The sequence below is a fragment of the Streptomyces sp. NPDC101225 genome (assembly GCF_044767585.1).
Classification (GTDB): Bacteria; Actinomycetota; Actinomycetes; order Streptomycetales; family Streptomycetaceae; genus Streptomyces.
Genome location: NZ_JBIWOE010000009.1, coordinates 13,127 through 36,229, shown reverse-complemented (window position 1 = coordinate 36,229; position 23,103 = coordinate 13,127). Strand labels below are relative to the sequence as shown.

Below are 23,103 nucleotides of genomic sequence, written 5' to 3'. Positions count from 1 at the left end.
AACTTCCCTCTCAGCCCAGGAGGACGTCGTCGTCGCCGAGCCGCTTCAGCTCGCGGTACAGGACGGCGAGGCCGGTGACGATGCCGACGGCGGCCACGGTCGCGTCGATCAGCCGCAGCGTGTCCTGCTCGGAACGCGCCTTCTTGATCCGCTTGGCGACACCGAACGCGCCGAAGGCGGTGGTGGCGATGGACACGTACATGCCGGACTTGGACTTCTTGAAGTCCTGAGCCTTGGTCAGTGTCTTGGTCACAGCGACGGAGCCTCCTCCAGGAGCGGGTGCCCCCACCTTTCCACGTAGGCGGCCTCGACCGCGGCGCCGACCTTGTACAGCCGGTCGTCCTTGAGCGCCGGGGCGATGATCTGCAGGCCGACCGGGAGGTTGTCCTCCGGGGCCAGACCGCAGGGCAGCGACATGGCCGCGTTGCCCGCCAGGTTGGTCGGGATGGTGCACAGGTCGGCCAGGTACATCGCCATGGGGTCGTCGGCGCGCTCGCCGATCGCGAAGGCGGTGGTCGGCGTGGTCGGGGAGACGATCACGTCGACCTGCTCGAACGCCTTCTCGAAGTCGCGCGTGATGAGCGTGCGGACCTTCTGCGCGGAGCCGTAGTAGGCGTCGTAGTAGCCGCTGGAGAGGGCGTACGTGCCCAGCATGATGCGGCGCTTGACCTCGGGCCCGAAGCCCGCCTCACGGGTGAGGGAGGTGACCTCCTCGGCCGAGTGGCCGCCGTCGTCGCCGGTCCGCAGGCCGTAGCGCAGGCCGTCGAAACGGGCGAGGTTGGAGGAGCACTCGGACGGGGCGATCAGGTAGTACGCCGACAGCGCGAGGTCGAAGGACGGGCAGTCCAGCTCGACGATCTCGGCGCCCAGCTCCTTGAGGAGGGCCACGGACTCGTCGAAGCGCTGGATGACGCCGGGCTGGTAGCCCTCGCCGCGGAACTGCTTGACGACGCCGACGCGCATGCCCTCGACGCTGCCGTTGCGCGCGGCCTCGACGACCGGCGGGACCGGGGCGTCGATCGAGGTGGAGTCCATCGGGTCGTGGCCGGCGATGACCTCGTGCAGCAGCGCCGCGTCCAGGACCGTACGGGCGCAGGGCCCGCCCTGGTCGAGGCTGGAGCTGAACGCCACCATGCCGTATCGGGAGACGGCTCCGTAGGTCGGCTTCACGCCCACCGTGCCGGTGACGGCGGCCGGCTGGCGGATGGAGCCGCCGGTGTCGGTGCCGATGGCGAGCGGGGCCTGGAAGGAGGCGAGGGCCGCGGAGGAACCGCCGCCGGAACCGCCGGGGATCCGGGTCAGGTCCCACGGGTTGCCGGTGGGCCCGTACGCGCTGTTCTCGGTGCTGGACCCCATGGCGAACTCGTCCATGTTGGTCTTGCCGAGGATGACGACGTCGGCGGCCTTCAGCCGCTTGGTGAGCGTCGCGTCGTACGGCGGGATCCAGCCCTCGAGGATCTTCGAGCCGACGGTCGTCGGAACGCCCTCGGTGGTGAAGATGTCCTTGAGCGCCAGCGGGACACCGGCGAGGGGGCCGAGCTTCTCGCCCCTGGCGCGCTTCTCGTCGACGGCGCGGGCCTGCGCCAGGGCGCCCTCGCGGTCGACGTGCAGGAAGGCGTGCACCTTCTCGTCGACGGCCTCGATCCGGGCGAGGTGCGCCTCGGCGACCTGGACGGCCGTGAGGTCGCCGGAGGCGATCTTCGCGGCCGTCTCGGCGGCGGTGAGCTTGATGATGTTGCTGTCCGTCATGGGATCAGTCCTCCCCCAGGATCTGCGGCACCTTGAAACGCTGCTGCTCCTGGGCCGGGGCGCCGGAGAGCGCCTGCTCGGGGGTGAGCGAGGGACGGACCTCGTCCTTGCGCATGACGTTCGTCAGCGGCAGCGGGTGCGAGGTCGGCGGCACGTCTTGGTCGGCGACCTCGCTGACGCGGGCGACCGCGCCGATGATGTCGTCGAGCTGGCCCGCGAAGTGATCGAGTTCTTCGGGCTTCAGCTCCAGACGCGCCAGCCGGGCGAGGTGGGCGACCTCCTCGCGCGTAATGCCAGGCATGCAGCGATCCTCTGGGGTGAGTGTGTGGTTTGGGGGCCGGGGCCAGTCGTCACGCTCCCGTCGTCCGCCCGGAGGGCGGGTCGCGCGGCGTCCGGTGCGCGTGTGCGGGCCGGGCGTCGCACGACGGACGGGAAGGTGACGACTGGCCCCAATCCTATGGGGCGCGGGCCCCGGGCCGTTAAACGGTTTCCCCGGCCCCCTGCCGCCCGGGGGTGGGCCCCGGCCGTCAGGGACGGCGGCCGTCCCAGGCCCGGCTGCTCATGAAGTGGTTGTCGTACAGGTCCTGGACCTCCAGCAGGCTCTCGCGGGTGGCCTCACCGAGGGCGATGCGCCGGAGGTGGCGGAAGTACTCGAAGCGCTCGACGCCGGGCGCGAGCACGATGAGGAGGTCGGCGTCGGCGCCGGGCACGGCGGCGAAGGCGTGCGGCCTGCCGGGCGGGACGACGACGAGGTCGCCGCGGCCGGCGGTGAGGACCTCGTCGCCGCAGAGGATCTCGGCGGCGCCGTCGAGCAGGAAGAACATCTCGGCGGAGTTGTCGTGCCGGTGCGGTGCGGCGCCGTCGGCGCCGCCCGTGAGGGTGACCCGCTGGGTGGACAGCGCACCACCGGTGCTGCTGCTGTCGGCCAGCAGGCGCACGGTGGTCGGGGCGCGGCCGACGACCTCGGCCTCGGCCTCGCGCACGACCACGGACTCGTCGAACTTCGGAACGATCAGCGACATCTTCGAACCCCCGGTGATGGTGGTGCGGACGTTGACGTGCTCAGACGAGGAACAGCAGGGCGGCGCTGATCAGGACGACGACGGCCGTCGCGAAGTGGACCCCGTACGCCACCGCCCTGGCACCCCCGTGCCGCAGGACTATGAGCGTGTCGCAGAGCGGCACGAGTGCCACGACCAGCATGAACCAGGCCTCGGCCCGGGCGCCCGCGAACGCCAGCAGGGCCAGGCCCATCAGGCCGAAGGTGCCGTCCCGCAGGCCCTTGACCGAGAGGTAGGCACCGGCGTCGCCGTCCGCGCGGGCGGGGACGCCGTAGCCGGCGGCGGCGGGGTCCGGCCGGAAGAGGAACCGGTAGCCGAGGAACACGCAGAACAGGTCGAGCAGGACGGCCAGGGTGTAGGCGGTGGCGGTCATGTCTCCATCTCCTTGGTCGGTCACTAGCGGCGCTGGATGTGGGAGCGAAGCTAGCAGAGCATCGACAGATTGCCTAGCGCTGCTAGAATTCGTGTCATGCCGATCCAGACGCGCCGGGAGCGCGAACGAGCGGAACGCGAGCGGCTGATCGTCACGGCCGCACGGGAACGCGCCGAGCCGGAGGGCTGGGACGCGGTGACCACACGCCGGCCGGCGGCGGAGATCGAGTACGGCCGGCCGGTCCTCTACAGCCACTTCACGGGCAAGGACGCGATCATGGCGGCCGTCGCGCCGCAGGGCTTCGCGGAACGGGCCGGGGAGCTGCGCACGGCCCGCACGGCCGCGATGGGCACCCGCGGGGCACTGGCCGGGGTGGGCCGCGCCCACGCCGCCTTCGCCCGCCGCCGCCCGGCCCTCCACGACGCGATGTGCCCCCCACGCCGTCGACCTCCCCTTCGCCGCGGCCCAGGCACCGGCGCCGCTGCGGGAAGGGTTCGTGGAACTCGTGGCGGCCGTGGCCCCGATCGCGGCGGAGGACGACGACGTGGGCCTGCTGACGGAGACGTACCCGGCGGGCCTGCACGGCCTGGTGACGCTGATGCGCAGCGGACGGCTGCCGGAGCCGGCGCACGAGGCACGGCCGGCGCTGCTGATCGGCCGTTCCATGGCGGGGTGCGGGGGCTGAGCACGCCGCCGGGAAGCCGCCGGAACACGGCCGGCGGAGGTCCGGGGTCTATTCGTCGGTGGCGGCGGCGGGGAGCGCCGCGCGCGGGCGCTGCCAGCCGCGCGTCCCGCGGGCCAGGAGCCAGGCCGTCGTCTCCTCGGCCGGCATCGCGGCCGCCACGAGCCAGCCCTGTACGGCGTCGCAGCCCAGGTCGCGCAGGCGCTCCCAGGTCTCGTCGTCCTCGACGCCCTCCGCGACGACCAGGAGGCCCAGCGAGTGGGCCAGGTCCACGGTGCAGCGGACGATCTCCGCGTCCTCCGCGTCCACGGCCAGCCGCGCCACGAAGGAGCGGTCGATCTTCAGCTCGCTCACCGGCAGACGGCGCAGGTGCACCAGCGACGAGTACCCCGTGCCGAAGTCGTCCAGCGACATCTTCACGCCGTGCCCGGTCAGACCGGCCAGGGTGTCCGCGGCACGCTGCGGGTCCTCCAGCAGGACGTGTTCCGTTATCTCGAGTTGGAGCGCTCCCGCCGGAACTCCGTGCCGGGCCAGCCGCGCGGCGACGGAGCCCGCGAAGCCGGGGGTGTGCACGTCCCGCGGGGAGACGTTGACGGCGACCGGCACCCGCAGGCCCTGGGCGCGCCACCGGGCCACCTGGGCGAGCGCCGTCTCCAGGACGTACTCGGTGAGGTGGGGCATCAGCCCCGAGGACTCGGCGATCGCTATGAACTCGTCCGGCGGCACCTTCCCCCGCTCGGGATGCACCCAGCGCACCAGCGCCTCCAGCCCGGCCACCTGCCCGTCGAAGCGGACCTTGGGCTGGTAGTGCAGCTCCACCTCCTGCGCGTCCAGGGCCCGGCGCAGGTCACCGAGGAGACCGAGCCGGTCCGGGGTGTTGGAGTCCCGCTTGGACTCGTAGACCTCGACGCCGGTGCGGTCGCGCTTCGCCTGGTACATCGCCACGTCGGCCCGCCGCAGCATCCCCTCGGCGTCCAGGGCGTGGTCCGGGAAGACGGCGACACCCGCGCTGGCCTCCAGGACGAGGGTGAGTCCGTCGAGGTCGAGCGGGGAGCTGAGCGCGGTGACCAGGCTGCGGGCCACCCGGGTCGCGGACGTCGTGGAGTCGGCGACCGGCAGCAGGACGGCGAACTCGTCACCGCCCAGCCGCGCGGCCTCCGCTCCGCGCGGCAGTGCGAGACGCAGCCGGTCGGCTATCTGCAACAGCAGCCGGTCGCCCGCGAGATGCCCGAGTGTGTCGTTGACCGACCGGAAGCGGTCCAGGTCGATCAGCATCAGGGCGGCGCGGGCGCCGACGCGTTCGGCGTCGTCCAGCGCGGTCCAGATGCGCTCCTGGAGCCACTGCCGGTTGGGCAGCCCGGTCAGCGGGTCGCGCAGCTGCTCCTCCGCCCGGGCCCGCGCTATCCACAGGGTGGAGTCGAGCGCGATCAGCGGGATGGCGAACAGCGGCAGCAGCACCGGCTGGGCGACCGCGACCACGCAGACCAGCGGGGCGATGCCGAGCAGCGCGACCGCGACAAGTCCCTGTCTGACCAGGGCGGTCCGGGCCACGGTGGGCAGACCTTCACGGCGCGGGGCGTGCAGATACCACAGCAGGGTGCGGGTGACCAGGAGGTAGGCGGCGGCGACCAGCACCACCGCGGGGGCGGTGTAGAGGGTCCAGGTGCCCGGGTCCCAGGGCGACTCGACGGACGGCACCCGTCCGAAGGCGCCCAGCACCAGGGCCCCGGCGCCGATGCCGAGGATGTCGACCGAGCCGTGCAGCACCCCCTGGCGCCAGCGGTTGCGGCGGGCGATGCCGACCAGGACGACGACGGTGAGGCTGACCATTCCGGCGGGCACCCAGCCGTAGAGCAGCAGGACGGCGAGGGTGAGGGCGGCGCCGGAGCCGGTGCCGCCCCACCAGCGGGAGCGGCCGAGCATGACCAGGTGGCCGACGATGATGCCGGTCAGCAGGGCCAGCGACCAGCCGACGGTGCCGCACGGGAAGAGCGCGTGGCTCCCGCTGAACGCCCGGTAGAAGCCGGCTCCCAGGACGAAGGCGGCCGAGCCCACGACGGCCGCGGGCAGCGCGGGCCAGGACGCGTGCCGTTCGAGGTCGGCGTCCTCCGGCCCCGCCGGGTGGTCCGTGGTGAGGTGCGGGGCACGGCCGTCGGTCGCGGTGTACTGTCCTGGGGCGCGCCCCTCCGCACCCGGACGGTCCGAAGGCCGCGCGGCCCACCGGGTCGCCCGCCATACGCCGGCGACCCGGCGCAGACGCAGCCCTGAGTCAGGGGCGGCGCTCTCGGTCGGTTCCATTCCCGTCCCTCTCACAGCCGGCGGTGCCCGCGCCACGCGGCCCGATGCCCGACATCCCTCAACGGCACCGCGTTGGAAAACCCTTCCCCTTGCTCACCAAGAGCAAGGGGATGCCCCGACCGCAGCTGGGCACGGCAGGTGCACATCTCAACAGTAGGCCGCAGAAGGCTTCCACGGGCAGCGGTCGTCGACGGTTGCCCGAATGCACCCCAGCCACCCGTATGCATCTGGTATGCACCGATCGGGTGGCCTTCAATCGCTATTCCTCTGTGGGAAGCGCAACTTCGGCCGCCGCGTCCGGGCCCTGCTCCAGCAGGACGTTGAATCCGTCCTCGTTCAGCACGGGCACCTTGAGCTGCATCGCCTTGTCGTGCTTCGAACCCGGGTTGTCCCCCACGACCACGAACGACGTCTTCTTGGAGACGGAACCGGTCACCTTCGCCCCGCGGCTCTGCAGCGCCTCCTTGGCTCCGTCACGCGTGAAGTGCTCGAGGGTGCCGGTGACCACGAGCGTCAGGCCTTCGAGCGGGCGCGGCCCTTCGTCCTCGCCCGAGCCCTCCTCCTCCATGCGCACGCCGGCCGCCCGCCACTTGCGCAGGATCTCCTGGTGCCACTCCTCGGCGAACCACTCCTTGAGGGAGGCGGCGATGATCCCGCCGACGCCGTCGGTGTTCGCCAGCTCCTCCTCGCTCGCCTGCTCGATGCGCTCGATGGACCGGAACTCCCTGGCCAGCGCCTCGGCGGCGACCGGGCCGACATGACGGATCGACAGACCGGTCAGTACGCGGGCGAGCGGGCGCTCCTTGGCCGCGGCGATGTTCTCCAGCATGGCAACCGCGTTCTTCCTCGGCTCGCCCTGCTGGTTGGCGAAGACCGTGGCGATCTTCTCCTCGCCGGTCTTCGGGTCGCGCTTGGGCAGGCCGCTGTCCTGGTCGAGGACGTACGCCTTGATGGGCAGCAGCTGCTCGACGGTGAGGTCGAAGAGGTCGCCCTCGTCCCTCAGCGGCGGGTCGGCGGGCTCCAGCGGCTTGGTCAGGGCGGCGGCGGCGACGTAGCCGAAGTGCTCGATGTCCAGCGCCTTGCGGCCGGCGAGGTAGAACAGGCGCTCGCGCAACTGGGCCGGGCAGGCGCGCGCGTTGGGGCAGCGCAGGTCGACGTCGCCCTCCTTCATCGGCCTGAGCGGCGTACCGCACTCGGGGCACTCGGCGGGCATCTCGAACGCGTGCTCGCTGCCGTCGCGCAGGTCGACGACCGGGCCGAGGATCTCCGGGATGACGTCTCCGGCCTTGCGCAGCACCACCGTGTCGCCGATGAGGACGCCCTTGGCCTTGACCACGTCCTGGTTGTGCAGGGTGGCGAACTCCACCTCCGAACCGGCCACCGTGACCGGCTCGACCTGGGCGTACGGAGTGACCCGGCCGGTACGCCCCACGCCCACGCGGATGTTGACGAGCTTGGTGTTGACCTCCTCGGGCGCGTACTTGTACGCGATCGCCCAGCGCGGGGCGCGGGAGGTGGAACCGAGCCGTCCCTGGAGGGGGATCTCGTCCAGCTTGACGACGACTCCGTCGATCTCGTGCTCCACGGAGTGGCGGTTGTCGCCGTAGTACGCGATGAACTCCCGCACGCCGTCGAGGCCGTCGACCACCTTGTTGTGCGGGGAGGTGGGCAGGCCCCAGGTCTTCAGCAGGTCGTAGCCCTGGGAGAGGCGGGTGAGGCCCTCGAAGCCCTCCAGCACGCCGATGCCGTGGACGACCATGTGCAGCGGGCGGGTGGCGGTGACGCGGGGGTCCTTCTGGCGCAGCGAACCGGCCGCCGCGTTGCGCGGGTTGGCGAAGGGCTTGTCGCCGGCCTCCACCAGACGGGCGTTGAGCTCCTCGAACTTCTCCATCGGGAAGTAGACCTCGCCGCGGATCTCCACGCGGTCCGGGACCCGTTCGCCGTGCAGGCGGTCGGGAATCTCCGCGATCGTCCGGACATTGGGGGTGATGTCCTCACCCGTGCGCCCGTCGCCGCGCGTGGCCGCGCGGACGAGGCGGCCGTGCTCGTAGGTGAGGTTGACCGCGAGGCCGTCCACCTTGAGCTCGCACAGGAAGTGGTACTCCTGCTCGCCCAGCTCGCGGTGGATGCGGTCGGCCCAGGCGGCGAGCTCCTCGTCGTTGAAGGTGTTGTCCAGGGAGAGCATCCGGGAGGCGTGCCGCACCGCCGTGAACTCGGTCTCGTACGACCCCGACACCTTCTGCGTCGGCGAGTCCGGCGTGCGCAGCTCCGGATACTCCTCCTCCAGCGCCTCCAGGGAGCGCAGGAGCTTGTCGAACTCCGCGTCGCTGACGACCGGAGCGTCCTTCACGTAGTACCGGAAGCGGTGCTCCTCGATCTGCTCAGCGATCTTCGCGTGCCGCTCCCGTGCCTCGGCGGGCACTGCCGTCTCCGCCTGCTTGTCGCCGGCCACCGTGTTGTCCTCCCGTTACTCTGGGTCGTCCGCGAGGGATCTCGCCGCCTTGACGCAGTGGGCGAGAGCCCGGCGCGCGTAATCCGGGGAGGCCCCCGCGAGTCCGCACGACGGCGTGACCGTGACCGCCTCCGCGAGAAGCTCCGGTTGCAGCCCCAGCCTGCGCCACAGCGTCCTGACACCCATGACGCTACCGGCAGGGTCTGACAATCGGCCGTCCGTGCCGGGCACGACACCGGCGAAGAGCCGGGTACCGCCCTCCACCGCCTCACCGATCGCCTCGTCGTCACGCTCGGTGAGGAGCGAGAAGTCGAAGGAGACCGCCGCCGCGCCCGCCCGGCGCAGCAGGGCGAACGGGACGTCCGGTGCGCAGGAGTGGACCACGGCGGGGCCACCGGTGTGAACCCCGACGACGTCGCGGAGGGTGGCCTCGACGAGCTGGCGGTCGACGGCCCCGTGGGTGCGGTAGCCGCTGGCGGTGCGCACACGGCCGCGGAGCACCGCGGTGAGGGAGGGCTCGTCGAGCTGGAGGACGGGGCGGGCGCCCGGGACGCGGCGCCGGACATCCTCCAGGTGCAGGCGCAGGCCCTCGGCGAGCGAGGCGGCCAGGTCCCGGCAGGCGCCCTGGTCGGAGAGGGCCGCCTCGCCGTTCCTCAGCTCCAGCGCGGCGGCGAGCGTCCAGGGGCCCACCGCCTGGACCTTCAGCGGCCCCTCGTACTCCTGGGTGAACTCCTCCAGGGCGTCCAGGTCCTCGCCGAGCCAGGACCGGGCGCGCCTGGTGTCCCGGCCGGGCCGGTCGCCGATCCGCCAGCCGCTGGGCTCCACGCGCGCGTACAGGTCCACGAGCAGGCCCGCGGTGCGGCCGATCATGTCCGCGCCGGGGCCGCGGGCGGGCAGTTCGGGCAGGAAAGGGAAGTCCTCGAAGGTCCCGGTGACGGTCTTGGCGGCCTCGCGGGCGTCGCCGCCCGGCATGGAGCCGACGCCGGTGGCGGGGCCGAAGTACGCCTCGGTCACCGACCCGGCCTCACCGTCAGGTCGTTGACCTCGGCGTCCCTCGGCAGGTCGAGGGCCATCACGATCGTCGTGGCCACCGACTCGGGGTCGATCCACCGCGAGGCGTCGTACTCCTTGCCCTCCTGCTGGTGGACCTTGGCCTGCATGGGGCCGGCGGTGCGGCCGGGGTAGACCGAGGTGACGCGGACGCCGCCCGCGTGCTCCTCCTGGCGCAGGGAGTCGGCGAGGGCCTTGAGCCCGTGCTTGGAGGCGGCGTACGCGGACCAGCCGGCGCCGGCGTTCAGGCCCGCGCCGGAGTTGACGAAGACGACGTGACCGCGGGCGGCGCGGAGCTGCGGCAGGAAGTGCCGGGTCAGCTCGGCCGGGGCGATCAGGTTGACGTTGAGCTGGTGGCGCCAGGACTTGGGGGTGAGGTCGCCGACCGGTCCGAGGTCGACGACTCCGGCGATGTGCAGCAGGGAGTCGACACGCTCGGGAAGCGTCTGGTGGGAGAAGGCCCAGGACAGCCTGTCCGGGTCGGCCAGGTCACCCACCAGGGTCCTCGCACCGGGGTACACCGCCGCCAGCTCCTTCGCACGGCCGGCGTCGCGCACGTGGAGCACGAGTTCGTCCCCGCGCGCGTGGAGGCGGCGGGCGACGGCCGCGCCGATGCCGGAGCCCGCTCCGGTGATCACATGTGTAGCCATGCCGACATGCTCGCACCACACGGGTGCCGCGCGTCGCTCCGCCCGGCTCCCCCGCTCACCGCACGCCGGTCCCGCCGCACCTCACCCGAGGCCCTGGCTCTCCTCCAGGTAGGCCAGCGCGCCCACCGGCTCCTCCGCGAAGAACACCAGCTCGGTGAGCGGGCGGGGCAGGAACCCCTCGTCCTCCATGCGCCGGAACTGCTCCTTGAGGCCGTCGTAGAAGCCCGCGGTGTTGAGCAGGACGACCGGCTTGTCGGTGTGCCCGTGCTTCTTCAGCTCCAGGATCTCGGTGGCCTCGTCGAGCGTGCCGGTGCCGCCCACCATGATCACCACCGCGTCGGCCTTCTCCAGGAGCAGCCGCTTGCGCTCGGCGAGGTCGCGGGCGATCACCATCTCGTCCGCGCCCTGGCGCGCCTTGGCCGCCAGGAAGTCCACGGACACCCCGCAGAGCCGGCCGCCCGCCTCCTGCACGCCGTCGGCGACCACCTTCATCAGCCCGACGTCCGAACCGCCCCAGACGAGCGTGTGCCCGCCCTTGCCCAGGAGTTTCGCGAAGTCGCGCGCGGGCCGCGTGTATCGGTCGTCGAGGTCGGCGGCGGAGAGGAAGACGCAGATACGCATGAGGCAACCGTACGCGGGAAGAACCGGGGGCCCGCGAGCGCTGCCCAGGTATGGCCCAAGGACACACGATCACCATCGAGCAAGGCGACCAGCACGTGCGCGTGGTGCACGGCGACCAGGTTCTGGCGGAGAGCGACCGGCCGCTGCTGCTGCGCGAGACCGGCTGTCCGGTGCGGTACTACATCCCGGCCGAGGACGTACGCCTCGACCTGCTGACGCCGTCCGACACGCACACCTACTGCCCGTTCAAGGGCACCGCCTCGTACTGGTCCCTCCCGGACGCGGCGGACGTCGTCTGGTCCTATCCCGACCCCAAGCCCGACGTCACCGCGATCAAGGACCACCTCTGCTTCTACGAAGTGGACGTGTCGTGAGCGGTTGAGCGCGCATATCCGCGCGTGGTGGGGCAGTCTCCGAAGGCATGGAGAAGAAGACCCTTTCACGTGACGGCACCCCCGTCGCGTACGAACGGTTCGGACAGGGCCCGGCGGTCGTCCTCGTGAGCGGTGCGATGTCGACGAGTGCCACGGTGGTCCCCCTCGCCGCGGCTCTCTCCGACCGCTTCGACGTGCTCGTCCACGACCGCCGCGGCCGGGGCGAGAGCGGCGACACGGCGCCCTACGCGGTGGCCCGTGAGGTCGAGGACCTCGCGGCGCTGATCGACGTGGCGGGCGGCGAGGCCTCGCTGTACGGCATCTCCTCGGGCGGCGCGCTCGTCCTGGAGGCGGTGGCGAGCGGGCTGCCGGTCCCCCGGGCCGCCGTCTACGAGGTGCCGTTCGCCCTGTCCGAGGACGCCGTCAGGGAACGCACCGAGTACACCGCACGCCTCACCGAGGCGCTGCGCGAGAACCGGCGCGGGGACGCGGTCGAGCTGTTCCTGAGGCTGACGGGTCTGGCCGAGGAGATGATCCAAGGCGCCCGCCAGTCCCCCATGTGGGCCGCCATGGAGGCACTCGCGCCGAGCCTCGCGTACGACGACGCCGTCCTGGGGGACGCGACGGTGCCCCGCGCGCGGCTGGCCACGATCGGCGTGCCCGTGCTGTCGGTCTCCGGCTCGGCGAGCCCCGCCTGGCTGGGCGAGGCCGCCCGGGCCGTCGCCGACGCGGTGCCGCGCGGCACGTACCGGAGCCTGGCGGGCCAGACCCACCGGGTGGATCCGCACGTGCTCGCGCCGGTGCTGGCGGAGTTCCTCGCCCCGGAGGGGTGACGCGGTTCAGGCCACGGTCGCCGTCGCGCGCGTGGTCGAGGCGATCGTCGCCGAGCCCACCACGCGTGTGCCGTCGTAGAGCACGATCGCCTGGCCGGGCGCGACGCCGCGGACCGGCTCGGTGAAGGACACCTCGAGGGTGCCGTCCGCCAGTTCGGCCCGCACCTCGCTCTCGCCGCCGTGGGCGCGCAGCTGGGCGGTGTAGGTGCCGGGGCCGGCGGGTGGCGCTCCGCACCAGCGCGGCTTGACGGCGGTGAGCGCGCTGACGTCCAGGGCCGCGGCCGGGCCGACCGTGACCGTGTTGTCGACCGGCGAGATGTCGAGCACGTAGCGCGGCTTGCCGTCGGGCGCCGGGGTGCCGATGCGCAGTCCCTTGCGCTGGCCGATGGTGAAGCCGTACGCGCCCTCGTGGGTGCCGAGCCTGGTGCCGGACTCGTCGACGATGTCGCCCTCCGCCCTGCCCAGGCGGGAGGCCAGGAAGCCCTGGGTGTCGCCGTCGGCGATGAAGCAGATGTCGTGCGAGTCGGGCTTCCTGGCGACCGCGAGGCCGCGGCGCTCGGCCTCGGCGCGGATCTCGTCCTTGGTGGTCACCGTGTCGCCCAGCGGGAACAGGGCGTGCGCCAGCTGCCGGTCGTCGAGGACCCCGAGGACGTACGACTGGTCCTTGGCCATGTCGGAGGCGCGGTGCAGCTCGCGCGTGCCGTCCTCGTTCACGATCACCTTGGCGTAGTGGCCGGTGCAGACCGCGTCGAAGCCGAGGGCCAGCGCCTTGTCCAGCAGGGCGGCGAACTTGATCTTCTCGTTGCAGCGCAGGCAGGGGTTCGGGGTGCGGCCGGCCTCGTACTCGGCGACGAAGTCCTCGACCACGTCCTCGCGGAAGCGGTCGGCGAGGTCCCAGACGTAGAACGGGATGCCGATGACGTCCGCGGCCCGGCGGGCGTCGCGCGAGTCCTCGACGGTGCAGCAGCCGCGCGCGCCCGTGCGGAAAGATTGCGGGTTCGCGGACAACGCCAGATGGACACCGGTCACGTCGTGGCCGGCCTCGGCGGCGCGGGCGGCGGCGACGGCGGAGTCCACTCCGCCGGACATGGCGGCGAGTACGCGAAGAGGGCGGGGGCGCGGCGAGGTGTCAGTCATAACCCTTCAAGAGTACGGGGGCGCGGGAACCGGAGCCCACGCGTATCCGTTGACGATCACATGGGGGACACGAGGAGCGACTCGGACCGGCGGATCGGGCGCCGCGCACTGCTGGTCGGCGGTGCGGCGGCCGCCGTCGGCACGGCCGTCCTGGCGCGCGAGGAGCTGTCGCATCTGTGGTGGCGGATGCCCGGGGTGGAGAAGCCGCGCACGCCGGGTGCGGTCGACTTCCGGGGCGCGCGCTGGCTCGCGGCCTCCTCGGCGAACTACCGCCGCGCGGACCGTCCCGCCGACTACCCGATCGACCGGGTCGTCGTCCATGTCACCCAGGGCAGCTTCGCGAGCGCGGTCAAGGCCTTCCTGAACCCGGCCCACCAGGCCGCGGCCCACTACATCGTCCGGCAGAACGGCGAGATCACGCAGATGATCCGCGAGCTGGACGTGGCCTTCCACTCCGGCAACCGCGCGTACAACGAACGCAGCGTCGGCATCGAGCACGAGGGCTTCGTGGAGCACCGGTCCTCGTTCACGGACGCGATGTACACGGCCTCCGCGCGCCTGACGGCGGGGATATGCGGGCGTTACGGCATACCGATCGACCGGACGCACATCATCGGGCACTCCGAGGTGCCGGGGGCGGACCACACCGACCCGGGGCGCTACTGGGACTGGGACCGCTACCTGCGTCTCGTGCACCGGGCGTCGGCCGCGGCCTCGGCATCGCCGTCGCCTTCGGCCGCGAAGTCGTAGGACAACTCCCGGGCGCGTCAGGTCAGTCCCGCGGCCCGCGCCCGCTCGACCGCCGGGCCGATCGTCTTCGCCAGCGCCTCGACGTCCGCCTCCGTGGAGGTGTGCCCGAGGGAGAAGCGCAGGGTGCCGCGGGCCAGGTCGGGGTCGGTGCCGGTGGCCAGCAGGACGTGGCTGGGCTGAGCGACGCCCGCGGTGCAGGCGGAGCCGGTGGAGCACTCGATGCCCTGGGCGTCGAGGAGGAGCAGCAGGGAGTCGCCCTCGCAGCCGGGGAAGGTGAAGTGGGCGTTGGCCGGCAGACGGTCCACCGGGTCGCCGCCGAGGATCGCGTCCGGGACGGCCGCGCGGACCGCCTCGACCAGGCTGTCGCGCAGGGCGCCGATCTCGCTCGCGAACCACGCGCGCTGCTCGGTGGCCAGCCGTGCGGCCACCGCGAAGGAGGCGACGGCCGGGACGTCGAGGGTGCCGGAGCGGACGTGGCGCTCCTGGCCGCCGCCGTGCAGGACGGGCACGGGGGTGTGCTCACGGCCGAGGACCAGGGCGCCGATGCCGTACGGGCCGCCGATCTTGTGGCCCGAGACCGTCATCGCCGCGAGGCCGGAGGCGGTGAAGTCGACGGGGACCTGGCCGAAGGCCTGGACGGCGTCGGAGTGCAGCGGGATGCCGAACTCCCGCGCCACGTCGGCCAGTTCGCGTACCGGCAGGATCGTGCCGATCTCGTTGTTGGCCCACATCACGGTGGCCAGGGCGACGTCGTCGGGGTTGCGGGCGATCGCCTCGCGCAGCGCCTCGGGGTGGACCCGTCCGTGGGAGTCGACCGGAAGGTACTCGACCGTGGCGCCCTCGTGTTCGCCGAGCCAGTGGACGGCGTCCAGGACCGCGTGGTGCTCGACGGGACTCGACAGGACGCGGGTGCGGGCCGGGTCGGCGGCACGGCGGGACCAGTACAGGCCCTTCACGGCGAGGTTGTCGGCCTCGGTGCCGCCGGAGGTGAGAACGACCTCGCTGGGGCGGGCGCCGAGCGCTTCCGCGAGGGTCTCGCGGGCCTCCTCGACGGTACGGCGGGCCCGCCGGCCCGAGGCGTGGAGGGAGGAGGCGTTGCCCGTGACGCTCAGCTGGGCGGTCATCGCCTCGACTGCCTCGGGGAGCATCGGGGTGGTCGCGGCGTGGTCGAGGTAAGCCATGGTGCCCCGATTCTACGGGGCCTGAGAAGAGGACCTGGCGTCAAGGTCGCCCTGTGCTGCGGCGAGGTTGCCCTTGACCCGCGCCGCCCTTGACGTCGTCGGCAAGGGACCCGGCGTTGCAGGCCGTGTCCGTTCCGCCCTGCGGAACGACTGCCCACGGCGAGGGTGGCCTACAGGCTCCAGGACACCGTGTTGGAGAGCTGCATCGCGATCGCGAGGACGGCGAGATCGGCGATGCCGAGCGTCAGGCCCAGGAGGGCGCGTCCGCGGCGGGCCGTGCCGCGCCAGAGGGCCACGGCGGCCAGGGCTATGGCGATCGGGCCGAGGAAGAGGTTGAGGACCAGCAGGCCGAGCAGGCCGAGGATGAAGGACGCGACGGCCATGCCGTCGGCGTCACGCCGCGGGGTGGCGGTGGTGCGGCCGGCGGCCGGTGCGGTGAGGTGCATGACGGGTCAGCTCCAGGAAGCCGTAGGGACGGTCGGTCAGTGCGTGGACGAGTGGCGGCGGCGGCCGTTGCGCTCGCGGAGCGCGAAGATGCCGAGCCAGGCGGCGATGACGGTGGCGGCGACGAGCGTGAACGCGAACGGCGCGTGGGCCACGGTGCCCAGCACCGCGCCGAACAGCAGCAGTGCGGCGACAAGGAACAGCATGGGATGGATCCCCCTCCGGTTACGTTTCGGTGAACAGTTGTAGTAACAGTTGTTCACTGACTCCAGAGTCTAGCGCGCCGTACGGCTTTCCAAATCCAGAGAACAGTTGTTAACTGGATGACATGAGTCACACCCTCGGCATCCGGCAGGCCCAGAAGCAGAAGACCAGGCAGGCGCTCCTCGACGCGGCGCTCGGTCTGCTGGAGGAGCAGAGCCTGAGCAGCCTGGGCCTGCGCGAGGTCACCCGTGCCGTCGGCGTCGCCCCCACCGCCTTCTACCGGCACTTCCGCTCCATCCCGGATCTCGGCGTGGCCCTGGTCGAGGAGGCACTGGGCAGCCTGCACCCGATGATCCGGACGACGGTGACCTCGGCGGACAACAGCGAGGAACGCATCACGCGCGCCATCGAGTTGATCGCCGGCCACGTGGACGCGTACCCCTCCCACGTCCGGTTCATCGCGCGGGAGCGGCACGGCGGGGTCCAGCCGGTGCGGGACGCCATCCGGGACCAACTGGCCCGGTTCGCCGAGGAGGTGCGGGACGAACTCGCCAAGGACCCGCAGTCCACGGGCTGGAGCGGCGACGACCTGCTGATGCTGGCCCATCTGTACGTGGACCAGATGCTGATCACCGCCTCGCTGTTCCTGGAGGCCATGGAGGGCACGGACGACGATCGGGAGCGGGTGGCGCAGGTCGCCTCCCGGCAGATGCGGCTGATCAGCATCGGGCGCCGTCACTGGCTGGACTGAGCAACACGCAGGGGCGGCACCCCCGTTCACCGGGTGTGCCGCCCCTGTCGTACGAGAGACGCGGTCACCCTTGTGCCGCGGCCCGGCTCCCGCCCGGTCCGCCGCAACCGCCGCCGGGGCCGCCCTGGCCGCCACCCGGCATCCCGGACGGCCCACCGCTCGGCATCCCCGACGGCATCCCCGTGGGCGTGCCGGACGGCCTGGCGGCGGCCTTGCCGGTCGGGGCGCCGGACGGGCGCCCCGACGGCGCGCCGGACGGCATCCCCGACGGGTTTCCGCCGGCCGCCGAACACGCCTGCTGCCGGCCCGAGTCGCCGCTGCCCGAGGACGACGACGAGTCGCCGGAGCCGCAGGCCGCCAGGGCCAGCGGTGAGAGCAGCAGCAGGGCCGTCGCGGGAACGAGACGCACGCGCTTCATGAGAGGCAACTCCAGGAAGAATGAGGGACTTCTGAGACCGGCACTCAATCAACGGCGCTTAGGGCTTCCTTGGGGACGGCCTGTCCGGGGCCTGTGGTTCGGGCAAAGAGGGGTACAGACGCGTCACGGAGGCGGCCGCCGCGGCCAGTTCCGCGCGCACCTCGGGCGGTTCCAGCACCTCGACGGCGTCGGCGAACGGAAGGAGCTGACGGGCCTCGCGCACGACGCCGTACGACAGCCGCACGCTCACCCACGCGTCCTCGCCCTCGGCGCCTCCGGCGTCGGCGTCGGGCAGTTCGGCCAGCTGCGCGGCGTTCAGGCGCAGGAACATGTCGAGGCGGTCGCGCCGGACGCGGACGGTGACGTCGAGCCCGCCGGGCCGCTCCTCCACCTGGCGGCGCAACACCTCCCAGACGTCGGAGAGTTCGACACCCGGCCGCCGGCGCACGGCGTCGCCGAGGACCGTGGCCGACCGCACCCGGTCCGCGCGGAACAGCCGGGGGGCCGCCCGGCGGTCGGCGACCAGGTACCAGACACCCGCCTTCGAGACGAGACCGTAGGGGTCGACGGTGTACGTCCGCGGCTCCCGCTGTCCGCCGTGCCGGTAGCGCAGCCGCAGCCGGCGGTCGGCGAAGACGGCGTCCTGCAGGGTGTCCAGGTCGACCGCGGCCTGCGGCCCGCCCTTCCAGCGCGTGGCGTCGACGAGGATGCGGCGGGAGGCCACCTCGGCGGCCGGGCGGTGCGGCGCCGGCAGCGCGGCCATCACCTTGCGCAGCGCGGAGCCGAGCGCCGCGTCCAGGCCGAGCGCGGCGTGCGCGCCCTGCGCGGCCAGGACGAACAGCGCACGGGACTCGTCGGCGGTCAGCCCGGTGACGTCCGTACGGAATCCCGCGAGCAGTTCGATGCCGCCGTGCCGCCCGCGCTCGGCGTAGACCGGTACGCCGGCGGCCGACAGGGCCTCCACGTCGCGGTAGATCGTGCGTACGGACACCTCCAGCCGCCCGGCGAGTTCACGCGCGGGGACGCGGCCGCGGGTCTGCAGGAGCAGCAGGATCGAGAGCAGGCGGTCGGACTTCACGGGACCAGAGTCGCGCCCGTCGCGGGCCGCGGCAAATGATGACGGAAACTGTCAGGTTATGCGGGCACGCTCTCCCCCGACAGCCCGGCAGAGAGAGGTCACCCCATGAACACCGTCGACCCGCGCCCCGTCTACACCCGCGCCACCGAGCAGGCGGCGGCGCTGATCAGGACCGTACGCCCCGAGCAGCTGAACGGCCCCACGCCCTGCGCCGAGTTCGACGTGCGGGCCCTGCTCGGACATGTCGTCGGCGGCACCCGGCGTATCGCGGTCGTCGGCGAGGGCGGCGACGGCATGGCCGTACGCCCCGTCACCGACGGCGTCGAGGACGACGGCTGGCCCAGCGCGTACGAGGAGGTCCGCGCGCGGGTCCTCGCCGCCTGGGCGGCCGACGACCGCATGGCGGCGCCGGTCCGGGTGCCCTGGGGCGAGGTCCCGGGCCGTGCCGCCCTCTCCGGGTACGTGATGGAACTGGTCACCCACACCTGGGACCTGTCCGAGTCCCTCGGCCACCCCCTGGAACTCGACCCGGAGCTCGCCGAGTTCGCCCTCGCCACCGCGCGCCGCGTCCTCTCCGCGCCGGAGCGCGACGCGGACACGCCGTTCGCCTCGGCCCGGCCGGCCCCCGAGACGGCCGACGTCTACGGGCAGCTGGCGGCCTGGCTGGGCCGGGAGCCCCTCAGCCGAGCCTGACGCGGGCCAGCTGGCGGGACTGCGCCACCAGCCGGTCCTCGCTGTCCCACACCTCCGCGTCCTCCTCCAGGAACCCGCCCGCCAGGTTGCGGGTGGTGATGGAGACGCGGAGCGGGCCGGGGGCCGGGCGGGTGCGGATGTGGACGGTGAGCTCGACCGTGGGGACCCAGCCGGAGAGACCGATCTCGAAGGCGGTGGGCGGCAGCGCGTCCACCGCCAGCAGGAGCGAGAGCGGGTCGGCGTCGCGCCCGTCGGCGAGGCCGAACCAGGCGCGCATCTCGCCCTTGCCCGACGGGGCGCCGAGCGCCCAGCCGAGGGTGGCGGGATCGAGCTTGATCATCAGCCGGTCGGCGATCGCCGAGCTGCCGTCGACGGGCGCGCCACCCGACGGTAGTCGGACATCGGACGCAGTGTCCTGCGGGCCGAAGCACCGGTCCATGGGCGGGAACGCGGGCGGCACGGCGGTCGTGCGCACGTCGTCGGGCAGCGCGTCCAGGTCGCCGTAGGAGGCGAGGACGCGGATGCGCTCGACCTCGCGGCCCTCCTCGTCGTACTGGAAGAGGGATGCCTGGCCGGTGGAGAGGGTGCGGCCGCCGCGCACCAGCTCCGTGCGGACCACCGCCGGGCCCGGCCGAGACGCGGTGAGGTAGTGCGCCGAGACGGTGAACGGGTCGCGGTGCGGCAGGGCGTCCCCGAGGGCGCGGCCCAGGACGGCCAGCAGATAGCCGCCGTTGACGGCGTTGATGATGGTCCAGCCGGCGGAGAGGTCGATGTCGTAGACGCCGGGCTCGCGCAGGGTGAGCGCGGTGTCCCGGTCGAACTCGCTGTCGCCGACGGCGGCCTTCGTGGCCGCTGCGGAAGCTGCTTCTGGCATGCCTGAACCGTACAACGAGAAACTACTAAGCGGTAGCTTTCTGGCGTGCGGGCGGCCGGCGCACCGGCCGCTGTCTCCGTCCTTGCGGGTGAGGTTCCGGCAATTTCTTGGTAAGTGTCCCCACTCGTCCGAAACCCGGGCCCCGGCGGCCCCCTCTATGGGGACATGAGCCTCACCGGGACTCCGTTCCTCTACACGCTGATCGTGCTGTTCGCGATCGCGCTGGTACTGCCGCTCGTCCTGTGGTCACGCCTGCGCGGGCCGCGAGCCCTGCGCACGGCGGGCCGCATGCTGATGCTGCTGTTCGCCCAGGGGACGGCGGTCGCACTGGTCTTCGTCCTCGTCAACAACGCCAACAGCCTGTACGACAACTGGGCCGACCTCCTCGGCACGGGCAACCATGTGCAGCGGGCCGCGAACCTGGGCGCCGACGGCACCGGCGGCCTGGCGCTGCAACGACTCCCCAAGGTCAGGCAGGACTTCACCGCGGCCACCGGCCCCGGGATGAACGGCGTACGCGAGACCCAGCTCAAGGGCCGCGTCTCCGGCGTGAACGCAGAGGTCTACGTCTGGCTGCCGCCGCAGTACGGCGAGCCGCGCTACCGGCACCGCACCTTCCCGGTCGTGGAGCTGCTCCCGGGCTACCCGGGCTCGGCGAAGGCATGGTTCGGGTCGATGAAGGCGGCACGGCAGCTGGCACCGCTGATGCGCGACGGCGAGGTCGCGCCGTTCATCCTGGTCGCCCCGCGCACCAACCTGCTGGCCGGCGTGGACACGGGCTGCGCCAACATCCCGGGCACGGTCGACGCCGACAGCTGGCTCAGCATCGACGTCCCCCGGATGGTCACGGACAACTTCCGCGCCGCGCCCGCGCCGCGGGGCTGGGCGGTCGCGGGCTACTCGGCGGGCGCGCACTGCGCGGTGAAGCTGGCCGTCGCGCACCCGGGGCGCTACATGGCCGCGATCAGCATGTCCGGCTACAACGACCCGATCGGCGAACGTACCTCGCTCGCCGCGCAGAGCCTCCGGCTCAGGGCGGAGAACAACCCCTACCTGCTGCTGAGGAAGGCCCTCAGCCCGCCCCGGATCGCGCTGTACCTCTCCGGCCAGCCGCACGACGGCTACGAGGCCGGCATCGGCCTCGAACAGGCCGCGAAGGCACCGACGACCGTGCACGTGGTCTTCATCCCGAAAGCCGCCGGCGGCCACACCATGGCGCTGTGGCGGCCGCAGGTGGTCCCGTCCTTCCGCTGGCTCTCGGTGGAGATGGGCCGGCACCACGCCCGGGGCCGGGGCACTACTCCTCCCGCACCGTCGAGCGCCGGTTCCAGGCGCGCGGCGCTCGCCAGTGGTACTTCATCGCGAGCAGGCGCAGTACGAAGGCGGTGACCACGGCGAGTCCGCTGGTGAACGGGGTCAGGACGTCGTAGCGGATGCACAGGACGACCATGGTGGCACCGACCATGGCGGGGACCGCGTACAGGTCGCGGTCCCAGCGCAGCAGGGAGGGCACCTCGTTGGCCAGGACGTCCCGGAGCACGCCGCCGCCCACCGCGGTGGCGAGCCCGAGGGTGGCCGACGAGGTGAGGCTGAGCCCGTACTCGTACGCCTTGGTCGTCCCGGCGACGCAGAACAGGCCGAGGCCGGCCGCGTCGAAGACGTTCACGCCGACCTGGATGCGCTCGACGTGCGGATGGAGGAAGACGACCATGAGTGCGGCGAGCAGCGGGGTGACGAAGTAGCCGAAGTCCGTGAAGGCGGCGGGCGGCACGGCACCGATGATCACGTCCCTCAGCAGCCCTCCGCCCAGCGCGGTGACCTCGGCGAGGACGGCGATGCCGAAGACGTCGAAGTTCTTGCGGACGGCCAGCAGCGCGCCGGAGATGGCGAACACGAAGATGCCGATGAGGTCGAGCGTGTGCTGGACGGAGGGGCTGAACAGTTGCTGGAGCACCCCACATTCTTACGCAGGGGGTACTAGAGGGCGGGCTTGCCCGTCGTGTAGAGCCATGTGTGGAACAGGTCGCCGAGCTTCTGGCCGGAGACCTGCTCGGCGAGCCGGATGAACTGCCGCGTGTTCGCGTTGCCGTACCGGTGCAGGTGCGTCCAGGCCGGCAGCAGCCTGAAGAACGCCTTGTCGCCGATCCGCTCGCGCAGCGCCTGGAGGGTCATCGCGCCGCGCTGGTAGACCGCGGAGGCGAACATGGTGTCGCGCTGCGGGTCGGCGACGACGGTCTGCCAGAAGGAGCTGTCGGCCGGGCGCGCGTCGTAGCCGGCCAGGAACGAGTCGTGGGCGCTGCGGGTGCCCTGGTGCTCGGCCCACAGCCACTGGGCGTAGGTGGCGAAGCCCTCGTTCAGCCAGATGTCCTTCCACCGCTCCACCGAGACCGAGTCGCCGAACCACTGGTGGGCCAGCTCGTGCACGATCGTGGTCTCGTTGCGCACGGCCGAGTAGGCGGGCTTGCTCTGCACCTCCAGCGAGAACCCGGCCTGCGGCATGTCGTCGACGATCGCGCCGGTCTCCTCGAAGGGGTACGGACCGAAGACCTGCTGCCAGTAGTCGGTGGCCGCGGCGGTGACGGCGTACACGTCGACGCTGTTGCTGTTCGCCAGCACCGGGTCGATGGCGACGTAGATCGGGATCCCGGACGGGGTCCTCCCGGTCCTCACGTCGAACTTCCCGATCGTGGCGGTCGCGAGATAGGTCGCCATGGGCCGGCTCTCGCGCCAGTGGGTGTACGTCGAGCCGCCCTTGTCGTACGTCGAGACCAGCCGGCCGTTGGAGACGCCGGTCAGGCCCTTGGGGGCCTTGATGCGGATGTCGTAGGTGGCCTTGTCGGAGGGGTGGTCGCTGGACGGGAACCAGGTGGAGGCGGCGTTGGGCTCGCAGGCGACGAAGACGCCGTCGGCGGTCTTCATCCAGCCGTAGCTGGAGCCGAAGACGATGGGGCCGCCGAGGGGTTCGGGAACGCCGCCGTAGGTGACCGTGACCCGGAAGGTCCTGTTCTTGCGGAGCACGCCGTGCGGGATGACGCGCAGTTCGTCGCCGTCGCGGGTGAACTCGGCGCGTCTGCCGTTCACTTCGACCCTGGTGACCTCAAGTTTCTGCAGGTCGAGATCGAAGGAGGAGAGGGACTCGGTGGCCCGCGCGGTGAGCGTCGTGCGGCCGTCGAGGCGGTCGGTGTCCGGGTTGTACGCCACGTCGAGGGCGTAGTGGCGGGCGTCGAAGCCGCCGTTGCCGAGCCGGGGGAAGTAGGTGTCGCCGATGCCGGGGGCGCCGTGGGTGGGGGCGGAGGAGGCGGCGATGACAAGGAAAGAGGCCGCCGCGGTCGCGAGGGCCCCTAAGCGTGCCGAACGGGAGAGTGACATGGGGTCGTCCCTTCGGTGCGTGGTCCGATCAGACGGATACGCCCGACTCTGCACTCTCCCG

The 23,103-nt window shown here is 72.3% G+C and carries 25 protein-coding genes and 1 pseudogene; 7 read left to right on the top strand and 19 right to left on the bottom strand.

All coding sequences use genetic code 11. The annotated features are described in order from the left end of the window. Nucleotides 1-10: 10 nt before the first annotated feature. The 5 genes from ACIRPX_RS15355 to ACIRPX_RS15335 all read right to left on the bottom strand — a co-directional run bounded on the left by ACIRPX_RS15355 (nt 11) and on the right by ACIRPX_RS15335 (nt 3,183). Complete coding sequence (locus tag ACIRPX_RS15355) at nt 11-202, bottom strand: hypothetical protein (RefSeq protein WP_404194250.1); 192 nt, start codon at nt 200-202, stop codon at nt 11-13. 47 nt (nt 203-249) lie between these two features. Then, entirely contained in the window at nt 250-1,749 is a 1,500-nt protein-coding gene (gene gatA, locus ACIRPX_RS15350) for an Asp-tRNA(Asn)/Glu-tRNA(Gln) amidotransferase subunit GatA (protein WP_404193737.1), read from the bottom strand. A 4-nt stretch (nt 1,750-1,753) separates the two neighbouring features. Further along, nucleotides 1,754-2,050 carry an Asp-tRNA(Asn)/Glu-tRNA(Gln) amidotransferase subunit GatC gene (gatC, locus tag ACIRPX_RS15345; RefSeq protein ID WP_016432511.1) on the bottom strand — a complete coding sequence of 99 codons (297 nt, stop codon included), beginning with the start codon at nt 2,048-2,050 and terminating at the stop codon, nt 1,754-1,756. A 226-nt stretch (nt 2,051-2,276) separates the two neighbouring features. Beyond that, nucleotides 2,277-2,771, bottom strand: a complete 495-nt coding sequence (locus tag ACIRPX_RS15340; RefSeq protein WP_404193735.1) for a cupin domain-containing protein — start codon at nt 2,769-2,771, stop codon at nt 2,277-2,279. 40 nt (nt 2,772-2,811) lie between these two features. Further along, on the bottom strand, nt 2,812-3,183 hold the full coding sequence (locus ACIRPX_RS15335; protein ID WP_404193732.1) for a DUF4267 domain-containing protein: 372 nt from the start codon (nt 3,181-3,183) through the stop codon (nt 2,812-2,814). Nucleotides 3,184-3,279: 96 nt separating this feature from the next. On the opposite strand from ACIRPX_RS15335, the pseudogene ACIRPX_RS15330 reads away from it, so the two are divergent. After that, nucleotides 3,280-3,868: pseudogene (locus tag ACIRPX_RS15330) on the top strand (helix-turn-helix domain-containing protein). A gap of 48 nt (nt 3,869-3,916) precedes the next feature. On the opposite strand, the gene ACIRPX_RS15325 reads toward ACIRPX_RS15330, so the two are convergent. The 5 genes from ACIRPX_RS15325 to ACIRPX_RS15305 all read right to left on the bottom strand — a co-directional run bounded on the left by ACIRPX_RS15325 (nt 3,917) and on the right by ACIRPX_RS15305 (nt 10,936). Then, nucleotides 3,917-6,163 carry a putative bifunctional diguanylate cyclase/phosphodiesterase gene (locus ACIRPX_RS15325; RefSeq protein WP_404193729.1) on the bottom strand — a complete coding sequence of 749 codons (2,247 nt, stop codon included), beginning with the start codon at nt 6,161-6,163 and terminating at the stop codon, nt 3,917-3,919. A gap of 259 nt (nt 6,164-6,422) precedes the next feature. Then, on the bottom strand, nt 6,423-8,615 hold the full coding sequence (gene ligA, locus ACIRPX_RS15320) for an NAD-dependent DNA ligase LigA (RefSeq protein WP_404193726.1): 2,193 nt from the start codon (nt 8,613-8,615) through the stop codon (nt 6,423-6,425). Nucleotides 8,616-8,630: 15 nt separating this feature from the next. Further along, a complete protein-coding gene (locus ACIRPX_RS15315) occupies nt 8,631-9,629 on the bottom strand; it encodes a methionine synthase (protein ID WP_404193723.1) in 999 nt (332 codons plus the stop codon). Beyond that, nucleotides 9,626-10,315, bottom strand: a complete 690-nt coding sequence (locus ACIRPX_RS15310; RefSeq protein ID WP_404193720.1) for an SDR family oxidoreductase — start codon at nt 10,313-10,315, stop codon at nt 9,626-9,628. The genes ACIRPX_RS15315 and ACIRPX_RS15310 overlap by 4 nt, the downstream gene beginning before the upstream one ends. 81 nt (nt 10,316-10,396) lie before the next feature. Then, nucleotides 10,397-10,936, bottom strand: a complete 540-nt coding sequence (locus tag ACIRPX_RS15305; protein ID WP_404193718.1) for a TIGR00730 family Rossman fold protein — start codon at nt 10,934-10,936, stop codon at nt 10,397-10,399. Between the two features lie 50 nt (nt 10,937-10,986). Between ACIRPX_RS15305 and ACIRPX_RS15300 the strand changes: the two genes are divergently transcribed. Together ACIRPX_RS15300 and ACIRPX_RS15295 are read left to right on the top strand one after the other, a co-directional pair. Beyond that, complete coding sequence (locus ACIRPX_RS15300) at nt 10,987-11,310, top strand: DUF427 domain-containing protein (RefSeq protein ID WP_404193715.1); 324 nt, start codon at nt 10,987-10,989, stop codon at nt 11,308-11,310. Between the two features lie 47 nt (nt 11,311-11,357). Continuing rightward, nucleotides 11,358-12,143 (top strand): alpha/beta fold hydrolase, encoded by a 786-nt coding sequence (locus ACIRPX_RS15295; protein ID WP_404193712.1) that lies wholly within the window; start codon nt 11,358-11,360, stop codon nt 12,141-12,143. A gap of 6 nt (nt 12,144-12,149) precedes the next feature. On the opposite strand, the gene mnmA is transcribed toward ACIRPX_RS15295, so the two are convergent. Next, a complete protein-coding gene (mnmA, locus tag ACIRPX_RS15290; RefSeq protein WP_404193709.1) occupies nt 12,150-13,280 on the bottom strand; it encodes a tRNA 2-thiouridine(34) synthase MnmA in 1,131 nt (376 codons plus the stop codon). Between the two features lie 60 nt (nt 13,281-13,340). Between mnmA and ACIRPX_RS15285 the strand changes: the two genes are divergently transcribed. Further along, the gene (locus ACIRPX_RS15285; RefSeq protein ID WP_404193706.1) at nt 13,341-14,030 is read left to right on the top strand and encodes an N-acetylmuramoyl-L-alanine amidase; all 690 of its coding nucleotides are present in this window, start codon (nt 13,341-13,343) and stop codon (nt 14,028-14,030) included. A 17-nt stretch (nt 14,031-14,047) separates the two neighbouring features. On the opposite strand, the gene ACIRPX_RS15280 is transcribed toward ACIRPX_RS15285, so the two are convergent. The 3 genes from ACIRPX_RS15280 to ACIRPX_RS15270 form a co-directional block, all read right to left on the bottom strand. Then, nucleotides 14,048-15,211: a cysteine desulfurase family protein gene (locus ACIRPX_RS15280; protein WP_404193703.1), complete on the bottom strand. Its 1,164-nt coding sequence runs from the start codon at nt 15,209-15,211 to the stop codon at nt 14,048-14,050. Between the two features lie 170 nt (nt 15,212-15,381). Then, entirely contained in the window at nt 15,382-15,657 is a 276-nt protein-coding gene (locus ACIRPX_RS15275; RefSeq protein ID WP_404193700.1) for a DUF4190 domain-containing protein, read from the bottom strand. 36 nt (nt 15,658-15,693) lie between these two features. Further along, nucleotides 15,694-15,861 (bottom strand): hypothetical protein, encoded by a 168-nt coding sequence (locus ACIRPX_RS15270; RefSeq protein WP_404193697.1) that lies wholly within the window; start codon nt 15,859-15,861, stop codon nt 15,694-15,696. A gap of 122 nt (nt 15,862-15,983) precedes the next feature. Between ACIRPX_RS15270 and ACIRPX_RS15265 the strand changes: the two genes are divergently transcribed. Continuing rightward, nucleotides 15,984-16,610 carry a TetR family transcriptional regulator gene (locus ACIRPX_RS15265; protein ID WP_404193694.1) on the top strand — a complete coding sequence of 209 codons (627 nt, stop codon included), beginning with the start codon at nt 15,984-15,986 and terminating at the stop codon, nt 16,608-16,610. Nucleotides 16,611-16,674: 64 nt separating this feature from the next. Here the strand turns inward: ACIRPX_RS15265 and ACIRPX_RS15260 are convergent, their stop codons facing one another. Further along, complete coding sequence (locus tag ACIRPX_RS15260; protein ID WP_404193691.1) at nt 16,675-17,028, bottom strand: hypothetical protein; 354 nt, start codon at nt 17,026-17,028, stop codon at nt 16,675-16,677. Between the two features lie 58 nt (nt 17,029-17,086). Beyond that, nucleotides 17,087-18,106 (bottom strand): helix-turn-helix transcriptional regulator, encoded by a 1,020-nt coding sequence (locus tag ACIRPX_RS15255; protein WP_404193688.1) that lies wholly within the window; start codon nt 18,104-18,106, stop codon nt 17,087-17,089. A 105-nt stretch (nt 18,107-18,211) separates the two neighbouring features. On the opposite strand from ACIRPX_RS15255, the gene ACIRPX_RS15250 reads away from it, so the two are divergent. Next, nucleotides 18,212-18,799 (top strand): TIGR03086 family metal-binding protein, encoded by a 588-nt coding sequence (locus tag ACIRPX_RS15250; protein WP_404193685.1) that lies wholly within the window; start codon nt 18,212-18,214, stop codon nt 18,797-18,799. On the opposite strand, the gene ACIRPX_RS15245 is transcribed toward ACIRPX_RS15250, so the two are convergent. Continuing rightward, a complete protein-coding gene (locus ACIRPX_RS15245; RefSeq protein ID WP_404193682.1) occupies nt 18,786-19,673 on the bottom strand; it encodes a thioesterase family protein in 888 nt (295 codons plus the stop codon). The genes ACIRPX_RS15250 and ACIRPX_RS15245 overlap by 14 nt on opposite strands. Nucleotides 19,674-19,838: 165 nt before the next feature. Between ACIRPX_RS15245 and ACIRPX_RS15240 the strand changes: the two genes are divergently transcribed. Beyond that, complete coding sequence (locus tag ACIRPX_RS15240; RefSeq protein WP_404193680.1) at nt 19,839-21,062, top strand: alpha/beta hydrolase; 1,224 nt, start codon at nt 19,839-19,841, stop codon at nt 21,060-21,062. Here ACIRPX_RS15240 and ACIRPX_RS15235 read toward each other — a convergent pair. Both ACIRPX_RS15235 and ACIRPX_RS15230 read right to left on the bottom strand, forming a co-directional pair. Next, complete coding sequence (locus tag ACIRPX_RS15235; RefSeq protein WP_404193677.1) at nt 20,971-21,627, bottom strand: trimeric intracellular cation channel family protein; 657 nt, start codon at nt 21,625-21,627, stop codon at nt 20,971-20,973. The two genes, ACIRPX_RS15240 and ACIRPX_RS15235, sit on opposite strands and share 92 nt — an antisense overlap. Before the next feature lie 23 nt (nt 21,628-21,650). Further along, nucleotides 21,651-23,042, bottom strand: coding sequence for a M1 family metallopeptidase (locus ACIRPX_RS15230; protein ID WP_404193674.1), 1,392 nt, complete (start codon nt 23,040-23,042; stop codon nt 21,651-21,653). Nucleotides 23,043-23,103: the final 61 nt, after the last annotated feature.

What these genes read in the sequence shown, in the direction of transcription:
- mnmA (WP_404193709.1), bottom strand. Translation starts at nt 13,280, where the DNA reads ATGACTGACACCTCGCCGCGCCCCCGCCCTCTTCGCGTACTCGCCGCC.
- ACIRPX_RS15285 (WP_404193706.1), top strand. Translation starts at nt 13,341, where the DNA reads ATGGGGGACACGAGGAGCGACTCGGACCGGCGGATCGGGCGCCGCGCA.
- gatC (WP_016432511.1), bottom strand. Translation starts at nt 2,050, where the DNA reads ATGCCTGGCATTACGCGCGAGGAGGTCGCCCACCTCGCCCGGCTGGCG.
- ACIRPX_RS15260 (WP_404193691.1), bottom strand. Translation starts at nt 17,028, where the DNA reads ATGAAGCGCGTGCGTCTCGTTCCCGCGACGGCCCTGCTGCTGCTCTCA.
- ACIRPX_RS15265 (WP_404193694.1), top strand. Translation starts at nt 15,984, where the DNA reads ATGAGTCACACCCTCGGCATCCGGCAGGCCCAGAAGCAGAAGACCAGG.
- gatA (WP_404193737.1), bottom strand. Translation starts at nt 1,749, where the DNA reads ATGACGGACAGCAACATCATCAAGCTCACCGCCGCCGAGACGGCCGCG.
- ACIRPX_RS15300 (WP_404193715.1), top strand. Translation starts at nt 10,987, where the DNA reads ATGGCCCAAGGACACACGATCACCATCGAGCAAGGCGACCAGCACGTG.
- ACIRPX_RS15270 (WP_404193697.1), bottom strand. Translation starts at nt 15,861, where the DNA reads ATGCTGTTCCTTGTCGCCGCACTGCTGCTGTTCGGCGCGGTGCTGGGC.
- ACIRPX_RS15280 (WP_404193703.1), bottom strand. Translation starts at nt 15,211, where the DNA reads ATGGCTTACCTCGACCACGCCGCGACCACCCCGATGCTCCCCGAGGCA.
- ACIRPX_RS15230 (WP_404193674.1), bottom strand. Translation starts at nt 23,042, where the DNA reads ATGTCACTCTCCCGTTCGGCACGCTTAGGGGCCCTCGCGACCGCGGCG.
- ACIRPX_RS15240 (WP_404193680.1), top strand. Translation starts at nt 19,839, where the DNA reads ATGAGCCTCACCGGGACTCCGTTCCTCTACACGCTGATCGTGCTGTTC.
- ACIRPX_RS15310 (WP_404193720.1), bottom strand. Translation starts at nt 10,315, where the DNA reads ATGGCTACACATGTGATCACCGGAGCGGGCTCCGGCATCGGCGCGGCC.
- ACIRPX_RS15335 (WP_404193732.1), bottom strand. Translation starts at nt 3,183, where the DNA reads ATGACCGCCACCGCCTACACCCTGGCCGTCCTGCTCGACCTGTTCTGC.
- ACIRPX_RS15305 (WP_404193718.1), bottom strand. Translation starts at nt 10,936, where the DNA reads ATGCGTATCTGCGTCTTCCTCTCCGCCGCCGACCTCGACGACCGATAC.
- ACIRPX_RS15340 (WP_404193735.1), bottom strand. Translation starts at nt 2,771, where the DNA reads ATGTCGCTGATCGTTCCGAAGTTCGACGAGTCCGTGGTCGTGCGCGAG.
- ACIRPX_RS15325 (WP_404193729.1), bottom strand. Translation starts at nt 6,163, where the DNA reads ATGGAACCGACCGAGAGCGCCGCCCCTGACTCAGGGCTGCGTCTGCGC.
- ACIRPX_RS15250 (WP_404193685.1), top strand. Translation starts at nt 18,212, where the DNA reads ATGAACACCGTCGACCCGCGCCCCGTCTACACCCGCGCCACCGAGCAG.
- ACIRPX_RS15245 (WP_404193682.1), bottom strand. Translation starts at nt 19,673, where the DNA reads ATGCCAGAAGCAGCTTCCGCAGCGGCCACGAAGGCCGCCGTCGGCGAC.
- ACIRPX_RS15355 (WP_404194250.1), bottom strand. Translation starts at nt 202, where the DNA reads ATGTACGTGTCCATCGCCACCACCGCCTTCGGCGCGTTCGGTGTCGCC.
- ACIRPX_RS15275 (WP_404193700.1), bottom strand. Translation starts at nt 15,657, where the DNA reads ATGCACCTCACCGCACCGGCCGCCGGCCGCACCACCGCCACCCCGCGG.
- ACIRPX_RS15295 (WP_404193712.1), top strand. Translation starts at nt 11,358, where the DNA reads ATGGAGAAGAAGACCCTTTCACGTGACGGCACCCCCGTCGCGTACGAA.